The organism is Pseudomonas sp. LF020 (genome assembly GCF_053456425.1).
On sequence record NZ_JBRFIX010000006.1, the window covers coordinates 347075 to 365156 of the forward strand.

Genomic DNA, 18082 nt, shown 5'->3' on the forward strand with positions numbered 1-18082 from the left:
CGCGGATTATAGCGACGGTTTGGCGGCTGTGCTATCCGAATAATCCGATACGGTTACACGAAGAAACGTTGCGGCGAATTCTTCCGGGGGCAGCGGCAGGCTGACGATGTAGCCCTGAATCTGTTCGCAGCCTTCGGCGGCGAGGAATTGTTGCTGGGCCTGGGTTTCCACACCTTCGGCGATCACTGTGAATTGCATGCTCCGGCCCAGAGCGATGATCGCGCGGACAATCGCCGCGTCGTGCGGGTCATCGGGCAATCCACGGACAAATGACTGGTCGATCTTGAGGATGTCCAGCGGCAGGCGTTTCAGGTAACTGAGCGAGGAATAACCCGTGCCGAAGTCATCGATCGCCAGCTGCACGCCAAGGTGCTTGAGCTGATGCAGCACCGCCAAGGCCTCTTCGGCCTGGCTCATGATGAAGTTTTCGGTAATTTCCAGTTGCAGTAAATCCGGCTGCAGGCGGTTGTCCCTGAGCAGTTGTTCGATGCGCCCGAGCAGATTCGGCTGGCGCAGTTGCGCACCGGCGAGGTTGACCGAGAGCGGTCCGAGGCTGTCGTAGATCTGGCTCCATTCGAACATCTGCCGGCAGGCGGTTTCGAGAACCCAATCGCCGATCTGCAGGATCATGCCGTTCTCTTCGGCCAGCGGGATGAAGTGCTCGGGCGGCACTTCGCCGAAGGTCGGGTGGCGCCAGCGGATCAGCGCTTCGGCCCCGACCAGCCGATGGTCGTCGAGGCTGATTTTCGGTTGGTAGTAGAGGAACAACTCTTCGCGCTCGATGGCCCTGCGCAGTTCGTGCTCCAGCGCTACACGTTCGCTGGCCTGGGCGGTGAGGTCGCGGGTGTAGCTTTCGACGCGGTTGCGGCCTTTGGCCTTGGAGCGGTACATCGCCGCGTCGGCGTTTTTTACCAAGGTGGCGACATCGCAGCCGTCCCGTGGATAGAGGCTGGTGCCGATGCTGGCGCTGATGAAGAATTCGTGCTCACCGGCCTGAAACGGTGCGCCAAAGCAGTTGAGCAGTTTGAATGCGATGTTGTCGGCATCGCTGGCTTGTTGCAGACCCGGCAGCAGAATGATGAATTCATCACCGCCCAGTCGTGCGACGGTGTCGATATCGCGCAGCTGTTCTTTCAAACGCACGGCAATGCCTTTGAGCAGCAGGTCGCCGACCGGGTGGCCGAGGCTGTCGTTGATGTGTTTGAAACGGTCGAGATCGAGGAACAGCACCGCGCCCTGACCGCCGTTTTCCTGCTGACTGTTCAGCGCGGTGAGCAGGCGACTTTCGAACAGGGTGCGATTGGGCAGGCCGGTGAGCGGGTCGTGGTGCGCCTGGTAATCGAGCTTGGCCTGCGCGTGTTTGAGGCTGGAAATGTCGGCAAACACCGCGACGAAGTGGGTGATGAACTTGTCGCGGTTGCGCACGGCGCTGATGGTCAGCCAGCTGGGGTACAACTCGCCGTTCTTGCGCCGGTTGGAAATCTCTCCCTGCCAGTGTCCTTCGGCAGTCAACTGGTGCCACATCGCAGCATAAAAAGCGCTGTCGTGCAGGCCCGAGGCGAGCAGGCGCGGGGTATGGCCGAGGGCTTCGCTTTCGCTGTAGCCGGTGATTTCGCTGAACGCGCGGTTGACCGCGCTGATGTGCTGCTGGGTGTCGGTGATCAGCACGCCTTCGGCGGTGCTCTCGAAAACAGTGGCGGCCTGTTGCAGCTTTTCCTGCATCAGATGACGCTCGGTGATGTCCCGGGCGATGGTCAGCATGCAGTCTTCTTCGCCGATCGGCAGCGGACGGCTGGACACTTCGCACAGACGGATTTGCCCGTCGCTGCGGCGGATATGGCAGGTGAAGTCGCGCACGAAACCATCGCGGTGCAACAGGTCGAGCATCTGCTTGCGTTCGTTGAGGTTGACCCAGATTCCCAGATCCAGCGCTGAGCGATCCACCGACATCGCGCTGTTGAACCCGGTGATGCGGCTGAAACCCTCGTTGACTTCCAGCAGCAGGCCATCGCTCTGACGCGACAGCAGCAAGCCGTCCGGCGAGGCGTGAAAGGCCTTGGCGAACTTCTCTTCGGAGGTTTGCAGTTGCTGCTGGGTTTCCTTGAGTTGAGTGATGTCGCGCACGACCACCACCAGCGCCGGAGTGGTGTCGAGGTCGAAGGGCTCGGCGGAGATCAGACCGGTGAATACCTGGCCGTTGTTGCGGCGAAAGGGCATCTCCAGGTTGCGGATACTGCCGGCCTGCAAGCGCTGTAACAGCCCGGGCCCGACCCCGGGGATGCCCCAGATGTTGAGTTCGGTGGCGGTCTGGCCGACGACGTCCTTGGCCTTGAGGCCGATCTGTTCTTCAAAGGCTTCGTTGACCTCCAGCAGACAGCCGTCAGACAACCGCGCGATCACGAGGATATCCGGGCATTGCTGGAACACCGACGCGAACTTCTGCTCCGACAGCCGCAGCGCCTCCTCAGTGCGCTTGGTTTCGCTGATGTCGATCATCAGCCCGCGCATCACGGGCTCATGGCCATGTTCAATCAGGCTGACAATGTCACGCACCCACAGGCAGCGCCCGTCAGCGGTGATCACTCGATAGTCGAGAGCGTGGTCGCGCCCATCGCGCACCGCTTCATCGCAAATGGCCTGGGCGCGGGTCAGGTCGGCGGGGTGGATGATGTTGCGCCAGAACCCCGGAATCAGCCAGTGCGCCTGTGGATAACCAAGCAGGTCTTCGGCATGGGGCGACACATAGCTGTAGGTGAAGTCGCTCATGCGCGCTTCCCAGGCAATGGCCGAAAGGCTCTCCACCAGTCCGCGGTAGTGGTATTCGCTGCTGCGCAATTCCTGTTCAAGGTCGACGCGGCGGGCGATTTCCGAGCTCAAGCGACGATTGATGCGAATGACCACCGCCAGGATGATCACCAGCAGTAACAGACCCGGCAGACCGTAGATCAGCAGGTCCGACCAGAATGTCCGATGGTCCAGAACATTGCCGACCCAGTGCTCCTGAATGCTGCTGATTTCCTCGGGACTCATGTCCGCCAGGACTTTGTCGAGAATGCCCACCAGCATTTTGTTGTCGCGGGGTACGCCCATGGCCAACTGATAGCGATACGGGGTTTCGCCGCTCACGTATAAACCGTCGAGCTTGAGCTGACGCAGGCTCCAGACGCTGGAGGCGAGATCACCAACCACGGCATCGACCTCATCGGTCGCCAGCGCTTGCAGGGCCGAGCTGACATTGGGCATGGCCACCAGGTTCAGGTCTGGATGCTGAGTGCGCAGCAACTCATGCGGGGCATAGTTCTCCACGACAGCGATCTTCAGGCCATACAGATCGTCCAGCTTGCGCGGTTGCGCGCCGCCGATGTGGGCAAGGATCACGATCGGGAAGTCGAGGTAGGGGCGGGTAAACGACAGATAGTTCTGGCGCTCCGGCGTGGACATGATCCCCGGCAGCAGGTCGATCTTGCCGGTTTTCACCTGGGCCAGCACTTCGGTCCAGCTCGAAGGTTCGATCGGGGTGAGTTTGATCGCCAGGCGCTGGCGAATCACGTCGATGTAATCAGCGGCCAGCCCCTGATAGCGATTCTGTTCATCGCGGAACTCGAACGGCGGCCACGACGCATCGACACCCAGGCGCAAGTCGGGGTGAGCCGCGAGCCAGCTACGTTCTTCATCGGTCAGAGTCAGCGCGTTAGCCGTTGCGGTCCAGATCATCAGTGACAGCAAGAAAAGCACGGGCGCCAGTCTGGGCATAACCGTCTCGTTAGGACACGGGATTCATTGCTTCGAGTGTAGACGGGGTATGCAGGGGAGGGGCTGCGCGAGGAATTTAATCTGCCACATAAACAAAACCCCCGGCCTGGGCCGGGGGTTCTGGTATCACTCGTCGAGGAAGGAGCGCAGATGCTCGCTTCGCGTCGGGTGGCGCAGCTTGCGCAGCGCCTTGGCTTCGATCTGACGGATCCGCTCACGCGTTACGTCAAACTGTTTGCCCACTTCTTCGAGTGTGTGGTCGGTGTTCATGTCGATACCGAAACGCATGCGCAGTACCTTGGCTTCACGGGCAGTGAGGCCGGACAACACTTCGCGAGTCGCTTCTTTCAGGCTCTCAACGGTCGCAACATCGATTGGCGACTGCATGGTCGAGTCTTCGATGAAGTCGCCCAGATGGGAGTCTTCGTCATCACCGATCGGGGTTTCCATGGAGATCGGCTCTTTAGCGATCTTCAATACCTTGCGGATCTTGTCCTCAGGCATTTCCATGCGTTCGCCCAGCTCTTCCGGGGTCGGTTCGCGACCCATTTCCTGCAGCATCTGGCGGGAAATGCGGTTGAGCTTGTTGATCGTCTCGATCATGTGCACCGGAATACGGATGGTGCGGGCCTGGTCGGCGATCGAGCGAGTGATCGCCTGACGGATCCACCAGGTGGCATAAGTCGAGAACTTGTAACCACGACGGTATTCGAACTTGTCCACCGCTTTCATCAGACCGATGTTGCCTTCCTGGATCAGATCGAGGAATTGCAGGCCGCGGTTGGTGTACTTCTTGGCGATCGAGATCACCAGACGCAGGTTGGCTTCAACCATCTCTTTCTTCGCGCGGCGGGCCTTGGCCTCACCGATCGACATGCGACGGTTGATGTCCTTGATTTCAGCGATGGTCAGGCCGGTCTCGGTTTCCAGCGCAATCAGTTTCTGCTGGCAACGGATGATGTCCGGCTGTACGCGACCAATGGCTTCGGCGTATTTGCTCTTGCCTTTGGCCAGGGCGTCGGACCAGCTTTCGTCGACTTCGTTGCCCGGGAACTGACGCAGGAAATCGGCGCGTGGCATACGTGCATCACGTACACACAGTTGCATGATCGCGCGCTCTTGCTGACGCAGACGATCCAGGGCACTGCGAACACGCTCGACCAGGGCTTCGAATTGCTTCGGCACCAGTTTGATCGGCATGAACAGCTCGGCCAGGGCCAGCAACTCGGCAATCGCTGCCTTGTTGTGACGACCGTGCTTTTTCAGGGCCTTGCGGGTGATTTCCATCTGATCGGACACAGCGCCGAAACGCTGGGCAGCGATGACCGGATCCGGACCGCTTTCGGCTTCTTCTTCGTCATCCGAAGCTTCTGCGTCGTCGTCGTCGGTATCGTCGTCAGCCTTGGCGGCTTTCGCGTCGATCGGCGGTGGCACTTCGGCGGCCGGCGGCGCAATGCCGTCGTCCGGATCGATGTAACCGCTCAGAACGTCGGACAGGCGACCACCTTCGGTGGTGACGCGAGTGTACTCGGAGAGAATGTGGTCAACCGTGCCAGGGAAGTGCGCAATAGCGCTCATCACTTCACGGATGCCCTCTTCGATACGTTTGGCGATTTCGATTTCGCCTTCACGAGTCAGAAGCTCGACCGTACCCATTTCACGCATGTACATGCGCACTGGGTCAGTGGTGCGACCGATATCGGTCTCCACCGCTGCCAACGCGGCGGCTGCTTCTTCCGCAGCGGCCTCGTCGGTATCGGCGTCGGCCAACATAAGGGCGTCCGCATCCGGAGCACTCTCGTGTACGGGGATCCCCATGTCGTTAATCATGCGGATGATGTCTTCCACCTGCTCCGGATCTGAAATATCCTCGGGCAGGTGGTCGTTGACCTCGGCGTAAGTCAGATACTTCTGCTCACGACCCAGTTTGATCAACTCAATAATACGAGACTGCTGTTGCGCTTTTCCGGACATAACACCCTATCCACTGAAGGTCTTGGCGGGCAAAAAACAAGCCGAGGATTATACCTGAGCTATGACCTCACGCGCCAGTTGAGGTCGGGTTTGATGCGGAAACATTGCGACTTAAAAGGTCGCGCAGTTGATTTTTCTCTTCGGCGCTCAGTTCGCTTTGACGCGCTTTCCTGAGCAACTGTTCCAGATTTCGCTCGCGTTGGCGGGCTGACAAGCTAGTAATGGTGTCGAAAAACTGTTGTTCAAGGTTTTCTCCGTCAATCAGCCACTCCTTTTCCGCCAGCGCCTTGAGCAGGCGACCCTGTTCAGTGCCGTGCCATCGCGCGATCAACTGAAATGAGTTTAGCTTGGGATTCTTCTGTACGGCTTCGAGCAGTGCCACAAGCAACTGTGCGTTGGTCTGATTTTCATCCGCAATGTGCCCGGCGTCTTCGACGCGCTCGGCCAGTTGCGGGTGATGCAGCAATGTACGCAGGGCAGTCAGGGTCGGCGATTCGACGCCAATCGGCGTGCGCGGGCGTTGTTGATCGCGATCGCCGCCCCGCTTGCCATTCTTGTCCCAGGGTTTCTTGTCCCATTTCTTGCCGCTGGCGCCGGGTTTCTTCGGCGTCCACTCCTGCTGCGGCACATACATGTCCTGTGCCTGCGGCTGATGGTAGTCGCTGTAGTCCGGCATTGCGTCGTAATCGATGCCCGGATCGTACGCGGGCGGCGCTTCCTGCGGCGCGCTTTGAGCCAGCTGGCTGACGGTTTCGCTGCTCAGGCCGGTGATTTCGGTCAGGCGCTGACGCATCAGAATGCGCAGGTTCGCGCCCGGCACTTTGTCGATCAGCGGCGCGGCGAGGGTAGCCATGTGAGCCTTGCCTTCGAGCGAGCGCGGATCGGCTTCTTCGGTCAGTTGCTGGAAAAAATAGTCCGCCAGCGGCTGCGCATGTTGGTTGATTCGGGCCTTGAAGGCGTCAGTGCCTTCGGCGCGAACCAGGGTGTCCGGGTCTTCGCCTTCGGGCAGAAACAGGAAGCGCGCACGGCGCCCGTCCTGCAGGCACGGCAGTGTCGCTTCCAGCGCGCGCCATGCAGCGTTGCGGCCGGCCTGGTCACCGTCGAAGCAGAACAATACGTTTGGCACGACGCGAAACAGGCGCTTGAGGTGTTCTTCGCTGGTCGCTGTGCCCAGGGTCGCGACGGCATTGCGCAAGCCTTGCTGGGCGAGGGCGATGACGTCCATATAACCTTCGACGACGATGATTTCGTCGAGGTTGCGGTTGTTCTTGCGTGCTTCATAGAGGCCGTAGAGTTCCTGGCCTTTATGGAAGACCGGGGTTTCCGGCGAGTTCAGGTATTTCGGCTTGTCGTCACCCAGTACCCGGCCACCGAAAGCGATGATCCGGCCGCGGGTGTCGCGAATCGGGAACATCACGCGATCGCGGAAGCGGTCATAGCGTTTGCCGGTTTCGGCGTTCTCGATCAGCAGTCCGGCGTCGATCATGGCCTTCTGCTGCAAAGTGTCGCTGCTCAAATGCTTGAACAGGTTGTCCCAGCCCGGCGGCGCGAAGCCGAGGCCGAAGTCCCGGGCGATCTCGCCGGTCAGCCCGCGGCCCTTGAGGTAATCCACCGCAGCCTTGCGCGCCGGATGGCTCTTGAGCGCCTGCCGGTAAAAATCGGCGGCGGCGGTGAGCAGCGGATACAGCGGCGAATCGGTCGGCTGCCGCGGTTTGTGCGGGCGGCCGCTTTCTTCACGCGGGATTTCCATGCCGGCGGCTTTGGCCAGATCCTCGACGGCCTGGGGGAAATCCAGGTTGTCGTGGTCCATGAGAAAGCCGAGGGCGTTGCCGCCGGCGCCGCAGCCGAAGCAGTAATAGAACTGCTTGTCCGGGCTGACGCTGAACGATGGGGTTTTCTCTTTATGGAACGGGCAGCAGGCAGTGTAATTCTTGCCGGCCTTTTTCAGTTGCACGCGCGAGCTGACCACATCGACGATGTCGGTGCGGTTCAGGAGGTCGTCAATAAAGCTCTGGGGAATCAGCCCGGCCATGGCGTTCTCGTCTGTGCTGTAATGAGTCCGATGCGAAGGGCGGCCGGACGCAGGTCTTGAGTGAAGCGCACAAAATGGGCGGCTCGACCGGTGTCGTTTGCGTGATCGCTGTCGGGAAGTGTATCTGCCGAAAATCCACTGACGTTAGTACCAATCAGTCTTCGACTATTTGAAAGTGTTGCGCTGAATCCGCTGACGGCCGATAAATGGCCTCGGATAGCTCAATAAAGCGGGCACGCGTGCGGGTGCCTTGGGCTGATCGTCGTGAGAGGAATCAGTGGGTGTGCTCGTCAGTAGCCTTGAAAGGCTCGTCAGAAAAGACGTGCACCGCTGGCAAAAGAGCCAGGTCTGACGCGTGAAGCGGATTTGTCTCAGTCGCGTGTGCGGCTTCGACGGTGAAGCATCAAGCGTTTTACGCAAATGCCATTAGCCCGGCTGAGGGCCGGGCTTAGGCAAGAAGCTTGCTACGATCGTCTGTGTATTAGTACAGACGAACGGCACGGCGCTGTTCGCGCTGAACTTTCTTGGCGTGACGCTTAACAGCGGCTGCTGCTTTGCGCTTACGCTCAGAAGTTGGCTTCTCGTAAAATTCGCGGCTACGAACTTCAGCCAGTACACCGGCTTTTTCGCAGGAGCGCTTGAAACGACGCAGAGCTACGTCGAAGGGTTCGTTCTCTTTAACTTTGACGGCTGGCATCCAGAGCTACCTTCATTCATTACCGGGGTCAACATCCTCGCGGCAAAAGAGCACTTGAAGACGTCGGTTTTTAAGGGTTGCGGATGTTAACCCCTCATCGCTCGGAATGCAAAGCCTCTGATCGAAAACCGCTAGTCGGGGCATCGCGTGGCGACTATTATGCGCGCCTTCGAATTCAGCCTAAACAAGGCGCAAACCCATGCTAGTACTGGGATTAGAAACCTCCTGCGACGAAACCGGCGTCGCATTATACGACAGCGAACGCGGCCTGCTGGCCGACGCGCTGTTCAGCCAGATCGACCTGCACCGCGTCTATGGCGGTGTGGTGCCGGAGCTGGCCTCGCGTGACCACGTCAAACGCATGCTGCCCTTGATTCGTCAGGTGTTGGCCGAGGCTGACTGCGTGCCGACCGAGATCGATGCCATCGCCTACACCGCGGGCCCGGGCCTGGTCGGGGCGCTGCTGGTGGGAGCTTCGTGCGCCCAGGCGCTGGCGTTTGCCTGGGGCATTCCGGCACTTGGTGTGCACCACATGGAGGGCCACTTGCTGGCGCCGATGCTGGAGCCAAAACCGCCGGAATTCCCGTTCGTCGCTTTGTTGGTTTCCGGGGGGCATACGCAGCTGGTTCAGGTCGATGGTATTGGCCAATACGGCCTGCTCGGCGAGACCCTCGACGATGCCGCCGGTGAAGCGTTCGACAAAACCGCAAAAATGATGGGCCTCAATTATCCGGGTGGGCCGGAAATCGCCAAACTGGCGGAGAAGGGCGTTGCAGGACGTTTTACCTTCCCGCGTCCGATGTGCGATCGCCCGGGCCTGGATTTCAGCTTCAGCGGCTTGAAAACCTTCGCCCTCAACACCTGGCAGCAATGCGTCAGCGCCGGGGACGACAGCGAGCAAGCCCGTTGCGACATCGCGCTGGCGTTCCAGCAGGCCGTGGTGGAGACTCTGACCATCAAGTGCAAGCGTGCCCTGAAACAGGCGGGAATGAAGCGTCTGGTGATCGCTGGCGGCGTCAGCGCCAACAAGGCTTTGCGTGTTTCCCTTGAGAAAATGCTCGGTGACATGCAGGGCGACGTGTTCTACGCCCGTCCCGAGTTCTGCACCGACAATGGCGCGATGATCGCGTTTGCCGGTTGTCAGCGTTTGCAGGCCGGTCAACAGGAAAGTCTGGCGATCAGCGTGCAGGCACGCTGGCCGATGGAGCAGTTGTCGGCGCTGTGATTGGCGGTGTGGCTGAGCGGTATTTAAAAATGCCGTTCGCGCCCGGCAAACAGGTCGCGTAGATTGCCGCGGTGGCGCCAGACGATCAGCAGTGTCAGCGCGCTCATCGGCAGCAGCGCTTCCGGTTCTTGCCACGCGAGTAAGGGCAAGGTCAGGGGCGTGGCGATCAGCGCCGCCAGCGAGCTGGTACGGGTCAGGTAGAACGTCAGCAACCAGGCGCATACCGCCAGCAGCGCGGCGGGTGGATACAGGCCCAGCAGCATGCCGGCGGCCGTAGCGACGCCTTTGCCGCCGCGAAAACGGAAATACAGCGGGAACAGGTGACCGATCACGGCGCACACGCCGATCCAGGCCTGATCCTGCAGCGAAAGGCCAGCGGCCGCTGCGATCAGCACCGGCACCAGGCCTTTGCACAGATCACCCAGCAGGGTCAGGATCGCCAGTTTGCGACCGACCAGGCGCAGCATGTTGGTGGCGCCGGCATTACCCGAGCCACTCATTCGCGGATCCGGATTTCCGGTCAGGCGGCTGAGCAAAATGGCGAAGGACAGAGAGCCGAGCAGGTAGGCGAAGATCGCCAGTAACCAAAACATGCTAACCATTCCGGGCGAGGACGCCCTGATTCTAACGGCGCATTGCGCCCTTGTCGTGCAGTGGAGAAAAGTGCTTGGACAGAGTGTTTATCGAGGGCCTGGAAGTCGACACCGTGATCGGTGCCTACGACTGGGAGCGCGGCATCCGACAGTGCCTGCGTCTTGATCTGAGCTTCGCCTGGGACAATCGTCCGGCTGCGGCTGGTGATGACCTGACCCTGGCGCTCGATTACGCCAGCGTTTCCACGCGCATCCAGGCGTTTGCCGAGCAATCCCAATATCAACTGGTCGAGACCTTTGCCGAGCGCCTGGTCGAAGTGCTGATGGCCGAATTCAAGATCACCTGGGTTCGCCTGAAGCTGACCAAGCCGGGCGCCGTGCCGGCCGCCAAGGGTGGCGTGGGTGTGGAGATCGAGCGCGGATGTCGCTGACTCAGGTGTACCTCGGGCTCGGTAGCAATATCGAGCGCGAAACCCATTTGCGCGCCGGGCTCGACGCCTTGGCGACGTTTCTGGTGGATATCCGCTGTTCGGCGGTGTTCGAGAGCCAGCCGGTGGGGATCAAGAGCGGGCCGTTCTTCAATTTCGTGGTCTCGGCGTTTACCGATCTGCCCTTGGTGGAGCTGGATCGGCGCCTGAAATTCATCGAAGCCGACAATGGTCGCTATGCGCCGGATCGCAAGGGTCTACCGCTGGATATCGACGTTTTGTTATACGGCGATCTGACCGGTAATTTCGACGGTTTGATTCTGCCGCGCGCCGAAATCCTGAAAAACGCCTTTGTGCTGTGGCCGCTGTCGCTGATTGCGCCGGATCGGGTGCATCCTGGCGTGGGAAAAAGCTTCGCGACGTTGTGGGCCGAGGCGCAGATTGATCAGGTGTTGGCGCCGGTGGGGTTTGAATGGCGTGGCGAGCAATTGACCCCGCCGAGTCTTTAAAAGCAAAAGATCGCAGCCTGCGGCAGCTCCTGCACGGGGATGCGCGTTTCCATGTAGGAGCTGCCGCAGGCGATCTTTTGATCTTGCTTCAAGCGTTCTCTTTGTACGTCTTCAAAGCCTTCAGTCGTTCTCGCTTCAGCGCTTCACCCAGTTCCGGGCCTTTGAATCCCTTCTCCAGCAGCGGCTGCACCGCCACCCCGCGTGCCACACTGGCCGCCCCACGCAAATAATCCGCCTGTGGATAACTGCGCTGTTCCAGCCCCTTGCGCCCGCGCGCATCCATCTCGCACGCGACGATGAATTCCTCGAAACGCTGCGGTCGGCGATACACGTCAAAACTCTGCAGCAGCTCCAGCAAGGTCGATGCCTTCAGCTCCAGGGCGCGATGGCCGTGGGTGTGGTACTTGCCGACAAGCAAGGCCAACTCCTGACAATCCTTCGGTGCCTTGAAACGTTCGTTGACTGCCTTGATCAGCTTCAACCCGGTGTGCTCATGGGCGATGTGCCGCGGCCACTCCTCTTCCGGGGTCAGGCCTTTGCCCAGGTCGTGCAGCAGGCAGGCCCAGCGCACTGTCAGCGGTTGTTTGTGCCGTGCCGATTGCTCCAGCACGCTGAGGGTGTGCAGCCCGGTATCGATTTCCGGGTGATGCGCCTCCGGCTGCGGCACGCCAAAAAGCGCATCCACTTCCGGCATCAGTACGTTCAGCGCGCCACAGTCGCGAAGTACCTGAATGAACACCTGCGGCTGATCTTCCATCAGCGCGCGGGAGATTTCTTTCCAGCTGCGTTCGGCAGTCAATGCCTGCAGTTCGCCGGATTCGCTGAGTTGCCGCATCAGTGCCAGCGTTTCAGGTGCGACAGTGAACCCCAGTCCGGCATAGCGCGCTGCAAATCGGGCAACTCGCAGTACACGGAGCGGATCTTCTGCAAACGCCGGGGATACGTGGCGCAGAATACGTTCTTCAAGGTCGCGTTGGCCGTGATAGGGATCGGTCAGATTGTGCTGATCATCCTCGGCCATCGCGTTGATCGTCAGATCGCGGCGAATAAGGTCTTCTTCAAGGGTGACGTCGGGGCTGGCGTGAAAAGTGAAGCCGCCATAGCCGCGACCGCTTTTGCGCTCGGTGCGGGCGAGGGCGTATTCCTCGCCGGTCCTGGGATGAAGGAACACCGGAAAATCCGCGCCGACCGGGCGATAGCCCTGGGCGAGCATCTCTTCGGTGGTGGCCCCGACCACCACCCAATCGACATCGGTAACCGGTAGCCCGAGCAAGCGATCACGTACCGCGCCGCCGACCTTGTAAATCTGCATAAAAAACCTCCGTTGGCCCGACAGGATAACCCTTGTGCCAGACTTTCGGAGGTCAGAACCAGATCAAAGATGAATGACGGCCAGATCAAGCCTGCCGTAATCCCCTTCACTGTGTTCACTGCGTGGCGGTACGTGGTGGGTTTTCATGATCTGGTCACCCTGCAGGGTCTCCAGATGAATGTCGAAGCCCCACAAGCGGTGCAGATGTTTCAGTACCTCGTCAGTGGAGTCGCCCAAAGGTTTGCGGTCATGTTGCTGGTGGCGCAGGGTCAGCGAGCGGTCGCCGCGTCGGTCGATGCTGTAGATCTGCACGTTCGGCTCGCGGTTGCCAAGGTTGTACTGCGCGGCCAGGGTTTCACGGATGATCCGGTAGCCGGTTTCGTCATGGATCGCCGGGACCAGCAAATCGTCCTTCTGATCATCATCGAGAATGCTGAACAACTTCAGATCACGGATCACTTTGGGTGACAGGTACTGCAGGATGAAGCTCTCGTCCTTGAAGCTGCTCATCGCGAACTTGATCGTCGACAGCCAGTCCGAGCCAGCGATGTCCGGAAACCAGCGGCGATCCTCCTCGGTAGGTTCTTCACACATGCGGCGGATGTCGCGATACATCGCAAAACCCAGTGCGTAAGGGTTGATCCCGCTGTAATAAGGGCTGTCGAAACCCGGCTGGAACACCACACTGGTGTGCGAGGTGAGGAATTCCATCATGAATCCGTCGGTCACCAGTCCTTCGTCGTACAGATCGTTCATCAGCGTGTAATGCCAGAACGTGGCCCAGCCTTCGTTCATCACCTGGGTCTGGCGCTGTGGATAAAAATACTGGGCGATCTTGCGCACGATCCGCACGATCTCCCGTTGCCACGGCTCCAGCAACGGCGCGTGCTTCTCGATGAAATACAGGATATTTTCCTGCGGCTCGGCCGGGAACCGGGCGTTGTCCTTGTCGCTGTACTTGTCCGCGCCTTTGGGAATGGTGCGCCACAGATCGTTGATCTGCTTTTGCATGTGTTCTTCACGATCCTTCTGCCGACGGCGTTCTTCCTCGGCGGAAATCGGGTACGGACGCTTGTAGCGGTCGACACCGTAGTTCATCAGCGCATGGCAGGAGTCGAGCAGGTCCTCCACCGCATCGATGCCGTGGCGCTCCTCGCATTGCATGATGTACTGCTTGGCAAATACCAGGTAATCGATGATCGAACTGGCATCGGTCCAGGTGCGGAACAGGTAGTTGCCCTTGAAAAAACTGTTGTGGCCGTAGCACGCGTGAGCCACCACCAGTGCCTGCATGCAGATGGTGTTTTCTTCCATCAGATAGGCGATGCACGGATCCGAATTGATCACGATCTCGTAGGCCAGCCCCATCTGGCCGCGGCTGTAGGATTTTTCGGTACTGAGGAAGTGCTTGCCGTAGGACCAGTGGTGATAGCCCAGTGGCATGCCGACCGAGGCATAGGCATCCATCATCTGCTCGGCGGTGATCACTTCGATCTGGTTGGGATAGGTGTCCAGGGCATAGCCGGCCGCGATACGGGCGATCTCGCGGTCGTAGGCCTGAATCAGCTCGAACGTCCATTCGGAGCCGGTGGAAATGGGTTGGCGTTTCTGCTCTTTGGCGGTCATGTCACTAACCTGCGCTGGAAGAGTTCACGGAAGACCGGATAGATATCCCCGGCCGAGACCAGTTGCTGCTGGGCAAACGTGTCGGAAAAGGCTTCGGCGATGCGTTCGTATTCGTACCAGAGGGCCTGGTGTTCGCGCGGGGTGATCTCCACATAAGTGTAGTACTGCACAAACGGCATGATCTGATTGATCAGGATGTCGCGGCAGATCGGCGAGTCATCGTTCCAGTTGTCGCCGTCGGAAGCCTGCGCGGCGTAGATGTTCCATTCGTTGCTCGGGTAGCGCTCGGCCATGATCTCCTGCATCAGCTTCAGGGCGCTGGAGACGATGGTGCCGCCGGTTTCCCGTGAATAGAAAAACTCTTCCTCGTCCACTTCCCGGGCGCTGGTGTGATGGCGGATGAACACGACGTCGATCTTGTCGTAGTTCCGCTTCAAGAACAGATACAACAGGATGAAAAAGCGCTTGGCGATGTCTTTGGTCGCCTGGGTCATGGAGCCAGAAACGTCCATCAGGCAGAACATCACCGCTTTCGAGCTGGGGTTGGGTTGCTTGATCAACAGGTTGTATTTGAGGTCGAACGTATCGAGGAACGGCACGCGGTGGATGCGCGCGCTGAGTTTTTCGATTTCTGCTTCAAGTTCCTGGATATCGCCGAAGTTGTCCGGCTCTTCGCGCTTTAATCGCGCCAGTTCCTCTTTGGCTTCACGTAGTTTGGCGCGGCTGCTGCCGGACAGCGCAATGCGCCGGGCATGGGCCGAGCGCAGGGTGCGGATGATGTTGATCCGCGACGGGTTGCCCTCGTTGCTGATCCCCGCGCGCACGGTCTTGAAGGTGTCGGTGCCGCTCAGGTTGCGTTTGACCAGGTTCGGCAGTTCGAGGTCTTCGAACATGAACTCGAGGAATTCCTCCTGAGTGATCTGGAAGACGAATTCGTCCATGCCCTCGCCAGAGTTGCCGGCCTTGCCCGGCCCGCGCCCGCCGCCACCACCGGGTGGCCTGGCGATATGTTCGCCGGCAGTGAATTCCTTGTTGCCGGGATGAACCACGGTCTGCTTGCCGCCGCGGCCATGGTGAAGCACCGGTTCGTCGATATCGCGACCGGGAATGCTGATCTGTTCGCCGTGCTCCATGTCGGTAATGGAGCGGCGGCTGACCGCCTCTTCGACAGCCTTCTTGATGTGGTCACGGTAACGCCGCAGGAAGCGCTGGCGGTTCACCGTGCTCTTGTTCTTGCCATTGAGACGTCGGTCGATCACATAACTCATACGTGGCCCTCCGGGCAGCTTCAAGTTGTGAGCTGCGAGCCGCAAGTAGAAGCACAGCGTTCACATGCCTTTTCTTGCAGCTCGTAGCTAGAAGCTTGTAGCTGTTTTACTGCGATTTCCGGACCCGTAGGTACCATTCGGACAGAAGTCTTACCTGTTTGTCGGTGTAGCCGCGTTCGACCATTCGAGTAACGAAGTCGTTGTGTTTCTGTTGATCCTCTTTGCTGGCCTTGGCGTTGAAGCTGATGACTGGCAGCAGGTCTTCGGTGTTCGAGAACATTTTCTTCTCGATGACCACCCGCAGTTTCTCGTAGCTGAGCCAGGTCGGGTTCTTGCCGTTGTTGTTGGCCCGGGCACGCAACACGAAGTTGACGATTTCGTTGCGGAAATCCTTCGGATTGCTGATGCCGGCCGGTTTCTCGATTTTCTCCAGCTCTTCGTTCAAAGCGACGCGGTTGAGAATCTCGCCGGTTTCCGGATCGCGGTATTCCTGATCCTGAATCCAGAAGTCCGCATACAGCACGTAGCGGTCGAAGATGTTCTGCCCGTACTCGCTGTAAGACTCGAGATAAGCGGTCTGGATCTCCTTGCCGATGAATTCGATATAACGCGGCGCCAGGTACTCCTTGAGGTAGCGCAGGTAGCGCTCGCGGGTCTCGGCCTGGAACTGTTCCTGCTCGATCTGCTGCTCCAGCACATACAGCAGGTGCACCGGGTTGGCGGCGATTTCATGCGGATCGAAGTTGAACACCTTGGACAGGATCTTGAACGCAAAACGGGTCGACAGACCGTTCATGCCTTCGTCGACGCCGGCCGAGTCGCGATATTCCTGGATCGACTTGGCCTTTGGATCAGTGTCCTTGAGGTTTTCCCCGTCGTAGACACGCATCTTCGAATAGATGTTGGAGTTTTCCGGCTCTTTGAGGCGCGACAGCACGGTGAACTGCGCCAGCATCTTCAGAGTGTCGGGTGCGCAATGGGCCTTGGCCAGCGAACTGTTGAACAGCAATTTGTCGTAGATCTTCACCTCGTCGCTGACCCGCAGGCAGTACGGCACTTTGACGATGTAGATCCGGTCGATGAACGCTTCGTTGTTCTTGTTGTTGCGGAAGGTGTGCCATTCCGATTCGTTGGAGTGCGCGAGCAGGATCCCGGTGAACGGAATCGCCCCCAGACCTTCGGTACTGTTGTAGTTGCCTTCCTGGGTGGCGGTCAGCAATGGATGCAGCACCTTGATCGGTGCCTTGAACATTTCGACGAATTCCATCAGGCCCTGGTTGGCCCGGCACAGCGCACCGGAGTAGCTGTAGGCGTCGGCGTCGTTCTGTGGGTATTCCTCGAGTTTGCGGATGTCGACCTTGCCCACCAGCGCCGAGATGTCCTGGTTGTTCTCGTCGCCCGGTTCGGTCTTGGCCACGGCGATCTGGTTGAGGATCGACGGGTACAGCTTGACCACACGGAACTGACTGATGTCGCCGCCGAACTCGGCCAGGCGTTTGGTCGCCCACGGCGACATAATGGTGTTCAGGTAGCGCCGTGGGATGCCGAAGTCTTCCTCGAGGATCGCGCCATCTTCGGTGGCGTTGAACAGACCCAGAGGCGATTCGAATACCGGCGAGCCCTTGATCGCGTAGAAGGGCACTTTCTCCATTAACTGTTTCAGCTTCTCGGCCAGGGACGATTTACCGCCACCGACGGGGCCGAGCAGATAGAGGATCTGTTTCTTCTCTTCCAGGCCTTGGGCGGCATGGCGGAAATACGAGACGATCTGGTCGATGCATTCTTCCATCCCGTGGAAGTCTTCAAAGGCCGGATAGCGACGTATCACCTTGTTGGAGAATATCCGCGACAGCCGCGAGTTGGTCGACGTGTCGAGCAGCTCGGGTTCGCCAATAGCCATCAATAGACGCTCGGCGGCGGAAACGTAAGCGCTGCGATCCTTTTTGCACAGCTCCAGGTACTCCTGCAGCGAGAGTTCTTCCTGGCGTGTGGACTCGAAGCGTTGTTGGAAGTGGCTAAAGATACTCATGACGTCACCTCGCTCGATACGTGGAGCCGACGCCGGATCACTCAGTCGATGCTGGCAAGCAGCCGCGGTGGCCGCTTGTTTACCCCCCAGAACACTTTCGCGGTCGACAACCTTGAAAGTCACTCCCGATGACCCGTGCGCCGGTGTACCGGCTCTCCCCTGTTTTGGATGGCCTGGGCTTAAGGATAGTTGGGAATTCGAGAGGTAAAGGCGAGATACGTAATTAGTTGTGGCAGACCGTTCGTCTGCCCCGCGCAGGCCCACGGCAGCCGGGGCCTGCACGTGACAAAAAAATTATTCGGCGGTGCCTTGCGCGGTTTCCGACGGATAAGTCGTACGCCACAGTTCGAAGCCGCCGTCCATGCTGTAGACGTCGGAGAAGCCCTGGCTGATCAGGTAGGCGGCCGCGCCCTGGCTGGAATTGCCGTGGTAGCACACGACCACGGTCGGAGCATCGAGGTCGGCACCTTGAATGAAAGCGTGCAGCGAGTGGTTATCCAGATGCTTCGAACCGCTGATATGCAGGGCGGCAAAAGTTGCAGGATCACGGACATCGACGACAACGGCGCCTTGCTCACGCAGGGCCTGGGCCTGTTCCGGGGGGATACGTTTGAATTCGCTCATGGCGGGTTCCTG

Annotated in this window: 13 protein-coding genes; 3 read left to right on the top strand and 10 right to left on the bottom strand. The window is 59.4% G+C overall.

Features of this window, described 5'->3' with window-relative positions; genetic code table 11:
• Positions 1 to 6: 6 nt before the first annotated feature.
• The 4 genes from ACU680_RS16845 to rpsU all read right to left on the bottom strand — a co-directional run bounded on the left by ACU680_RS16845 (position 7) and on the right by rpsU (position 8456).
• Positions 7 to 3753 carry a bifunctional diguanylate cyclase/phosphodiesterase gene (locus ACU680_RS16845; RefSeq protein WP_448180031.1) on the bottom strand — a complete coding sequence of 1249 codons (3747 nt, stop codon included), beginning with the start codon at positions 3751 to 3753 and terminating at the stop codon, positions 7 to 9.
• 126 nt (positions 3754 to 3879) lie between these two features.
• Entirely contained in the window at positions 3880 to 5727 is a 1848-nt protein-coding gene (gene rpoD, locus ACU680_RS16850) for an RNA polymerase sigma factor RpoD (RefSeq protein WP_007966497.1), read from the bottom strand.
• Positions 5728 to 5794: 67 nt separating this feature from the next.
• Positions 5795 to 7759, bottom strand: a complete 1965-nt coding sequence (gene dnaG / locus ACU680_RS16855) for a DNA primase (protein ID WP_448180032.1) — start codon at positions 7757 to 7759, stop codon at positions 5795 to 5797.
• Between the two features lie 481 nt (positions 7760 to 8240).
• Entirely contained in the window at positions 8241 to 8456 is a 216-nt protein-coding gene (rpsU, locus tag ACU680_RS16860; RefSeq protein ID WP_002551877.1) for a 30S ribosomal protein S21, read from the bottom strand.
• A gap of 199 nt (positions 8457 to 8655) precedes the next feature.
• Here rpsU and tsaD point away from each other — a divergent pair, with 199 nt between their 5' ends.
• Complete coding sequence (gene tsaD, locus ACU680_RS16865) at positions 8656 to 9681, top strand: tRNA (adenosine(37)-N6)-threonylcarbamoyltransferase complex transferase subunit TsaD (RefSeq protein WP_367085954.1); 1026 nt, start codon at positions 8656 to 8658, stop codon at positions 9679 to 9681.
• Between the two features lie 23 nt (positions 9682 to 9704).
• Here the strand turns inward: tsaD and plsY are convergent, their stop codons facing one another.
• A complete protein-coding gene (gene plsY, locus ACU680_RS16870; protein WP_367085953.1) occupies positions 9705 to 10274 on the bottom strand; it encodes a glycerol-3-phosphate 1-O-acyltransferase PlsY in 570 nt (189 codons plus the stop codon).
• Between the two features lie 74 nt (positions 10275 to 10348).
• On the opposite strand from plsY, the gene folB reads away from it, so the two are divergent.
• Complete coding sequence (gene folB, locus ACU680_RS16875) at positions 10349 to 10705, top strand: dihydroneopterin aldolase (protein ID WP_003228857.1); 357 nt, start codon at positions 10349 to 10351, stop codon at positions 10703 to 10705.
• Positions 10696 to 11211, top strand: a complete 516-nt coding sequence (gene folK / locus ACU680_RS16880) for a 2-amino-4-hydroxy-6-hydroxymethyldihydropteridine diphosphokinase (protein ID WP_367085949.1) — start codon at positions 10696 to 10698, stop codon at positions 11209 to 11211. Before folB ends, folK begins: the two co-directional genes overlap by 10 nt.
• Positions 11212 to 11299: 88 nt before the next feature.
• Here folK and ACU680_RS16885 read toward each other — a convergent pair whose 3' ends face one another.
• From ACU680_RS16885 to glpE, 5 genes are all read right to left on the bottom strand, one after another.
• Positions 11300 to 12523 (bottom strand): multifunctional CCA addition/repair protein, encoded by a 1224-nt coding sequence (locus ACU680_RS16885; protein ID WP_448180033.1) that lies wholly within the window; start codon positions 12521 to 12523, stop codon positions 11300 to 11302.
• Positions 12524 to 12586: 63 nt separating this feature from the next.
• On the bottom strand, positions 12587 to 14149 hold the full coding sequence (locus tag ACU680_RS16890; RefSeq protein WP_007966482.1) for a SpoVR family protein: 1563 nt from the start codon (positions 14147 to 14149) through the stop codon (positions 12587 to 12589).
• A complete protein-coding gene (locus ACU680_RS16895; protein ID WP_003228849.1) occupies positions 14146 to 15417 on the bottom strand; it encodes a YeaH/YhbH family protein in 1272 nt (423 codons plus the stop codon). Before ACU680_RS16895 ends, ACU680_RS16890 begins: the two co-directional genes overlap by 4 nt.
• A 106-nt stretch (positions 15418 to 15523) precedes the next feature.
• Complete coding sequence (locus ACU680_RS16900) at positions 15524 to 17446, bottom strand: PrkA family serine protein kinase (RefSeq protein ID WP_003228848.1); 1923 nt, start codon at positions 17444 to 17446, stop codon at positions 15524 to 15526.
• 294 nt (positions 17447 to 17740) lie between these two features.
• Positions 17741 to 18070, bottom strand: coding sequence for a thiosulfate sulfurtransferase GlpE (gene glpE / locus ACU680_RS16905; protein WP_123589042.1), 330 nt, complete (start codon positions 18068 to 18070; stop codon positions 17741 to 17743).
• Between the last annotated feature and the right edge of the window lie 12 nt (positions 18071 to 18082).

Bases quoted from the DNA above. Each gene is read 5' to 3' on its own strand.
- ACU680_RS16845 (WP_448180031.1), bottom strand. From the start codon at position 3,753: ATGCCCAGACTGGCGCCCGTGCTTTTCTTGCTGTCACTGATGATCTGG.
- rpoD (WP_007966497.1), bottom strand. From the start codon at position 5,727: ATGTCCGGAAAAGCGCAACAGCAGTCTCGTATTATTGAGTTGATCAAA.
- dnaG (WP_448180032.1), bottom strand. From the start codon at position 7,759: ATGGCCGGGCTGATTCCCCAGAGCTTTATTGACGACCTCCTGAACCGC.
- rpsU (WP_002551877.1), bottom strand. From the start codon at position 8,456: ATGCCAGCCGTCAAAGTTAAAGAGAACGAACCCTTCGACGTAGCTCTG.
- tsaD (WP_367085954.1), top strand. From the start codon at position 8,656: ATGCTAGTACTGGGATTAGAAACCTCCTGCGACGAAACCGGCGTCGCA.
- plsY (WP_367085953.1), bottom strand. From the start codon at position 10,274: ATGTTTTGGTTACTGGCGATCTTCGCCTACCTGCTCGGCTCTCTGTCC.
- folK (WP_367085949.1), top strand. From the start codon at position 10,696: ATGTCGCTGACTCAGGTGTACCTCGGGCTCGGTAGCAATATCGAGCGC.
- ACU680_RS16885 (WP_448180033.1), bottom strand. From the start codon at position 12,523: ATGCAGATTTACAAGGTCGGCGGCGCGGTACGTGATCGCTTGCTCGGG.
- ACU680_RS16890 (WP_007966482.1), bottom strand. From the start codon at position 14,149: ATGACCGCCAAAGAGCAGAAACGCCAACCCATTTCCACCGGCTCCGAA.
- ACU680_RS16895 (WP_003228849.1), bottom strand. From the start codon at position 15,417: ATGAGTTATGTGATCGACCGACGTCTCAATGGCAAGAACAAGAGCACG.
- ACU680_RS16900 (WP_003228848.1), bottom strand. From the start codon at position 17,446: ATGAGTATCTTTAGCCACTTCCAACAACGCTTCGAGTCCACACGCCAG.
- glpE (WP_123589042.1), bottom strand. From the start codon at position 18,070: ATGAGCGAATTCAAACGTATCCCCCCGGAACAGGCCCAGGCCCTGCGT.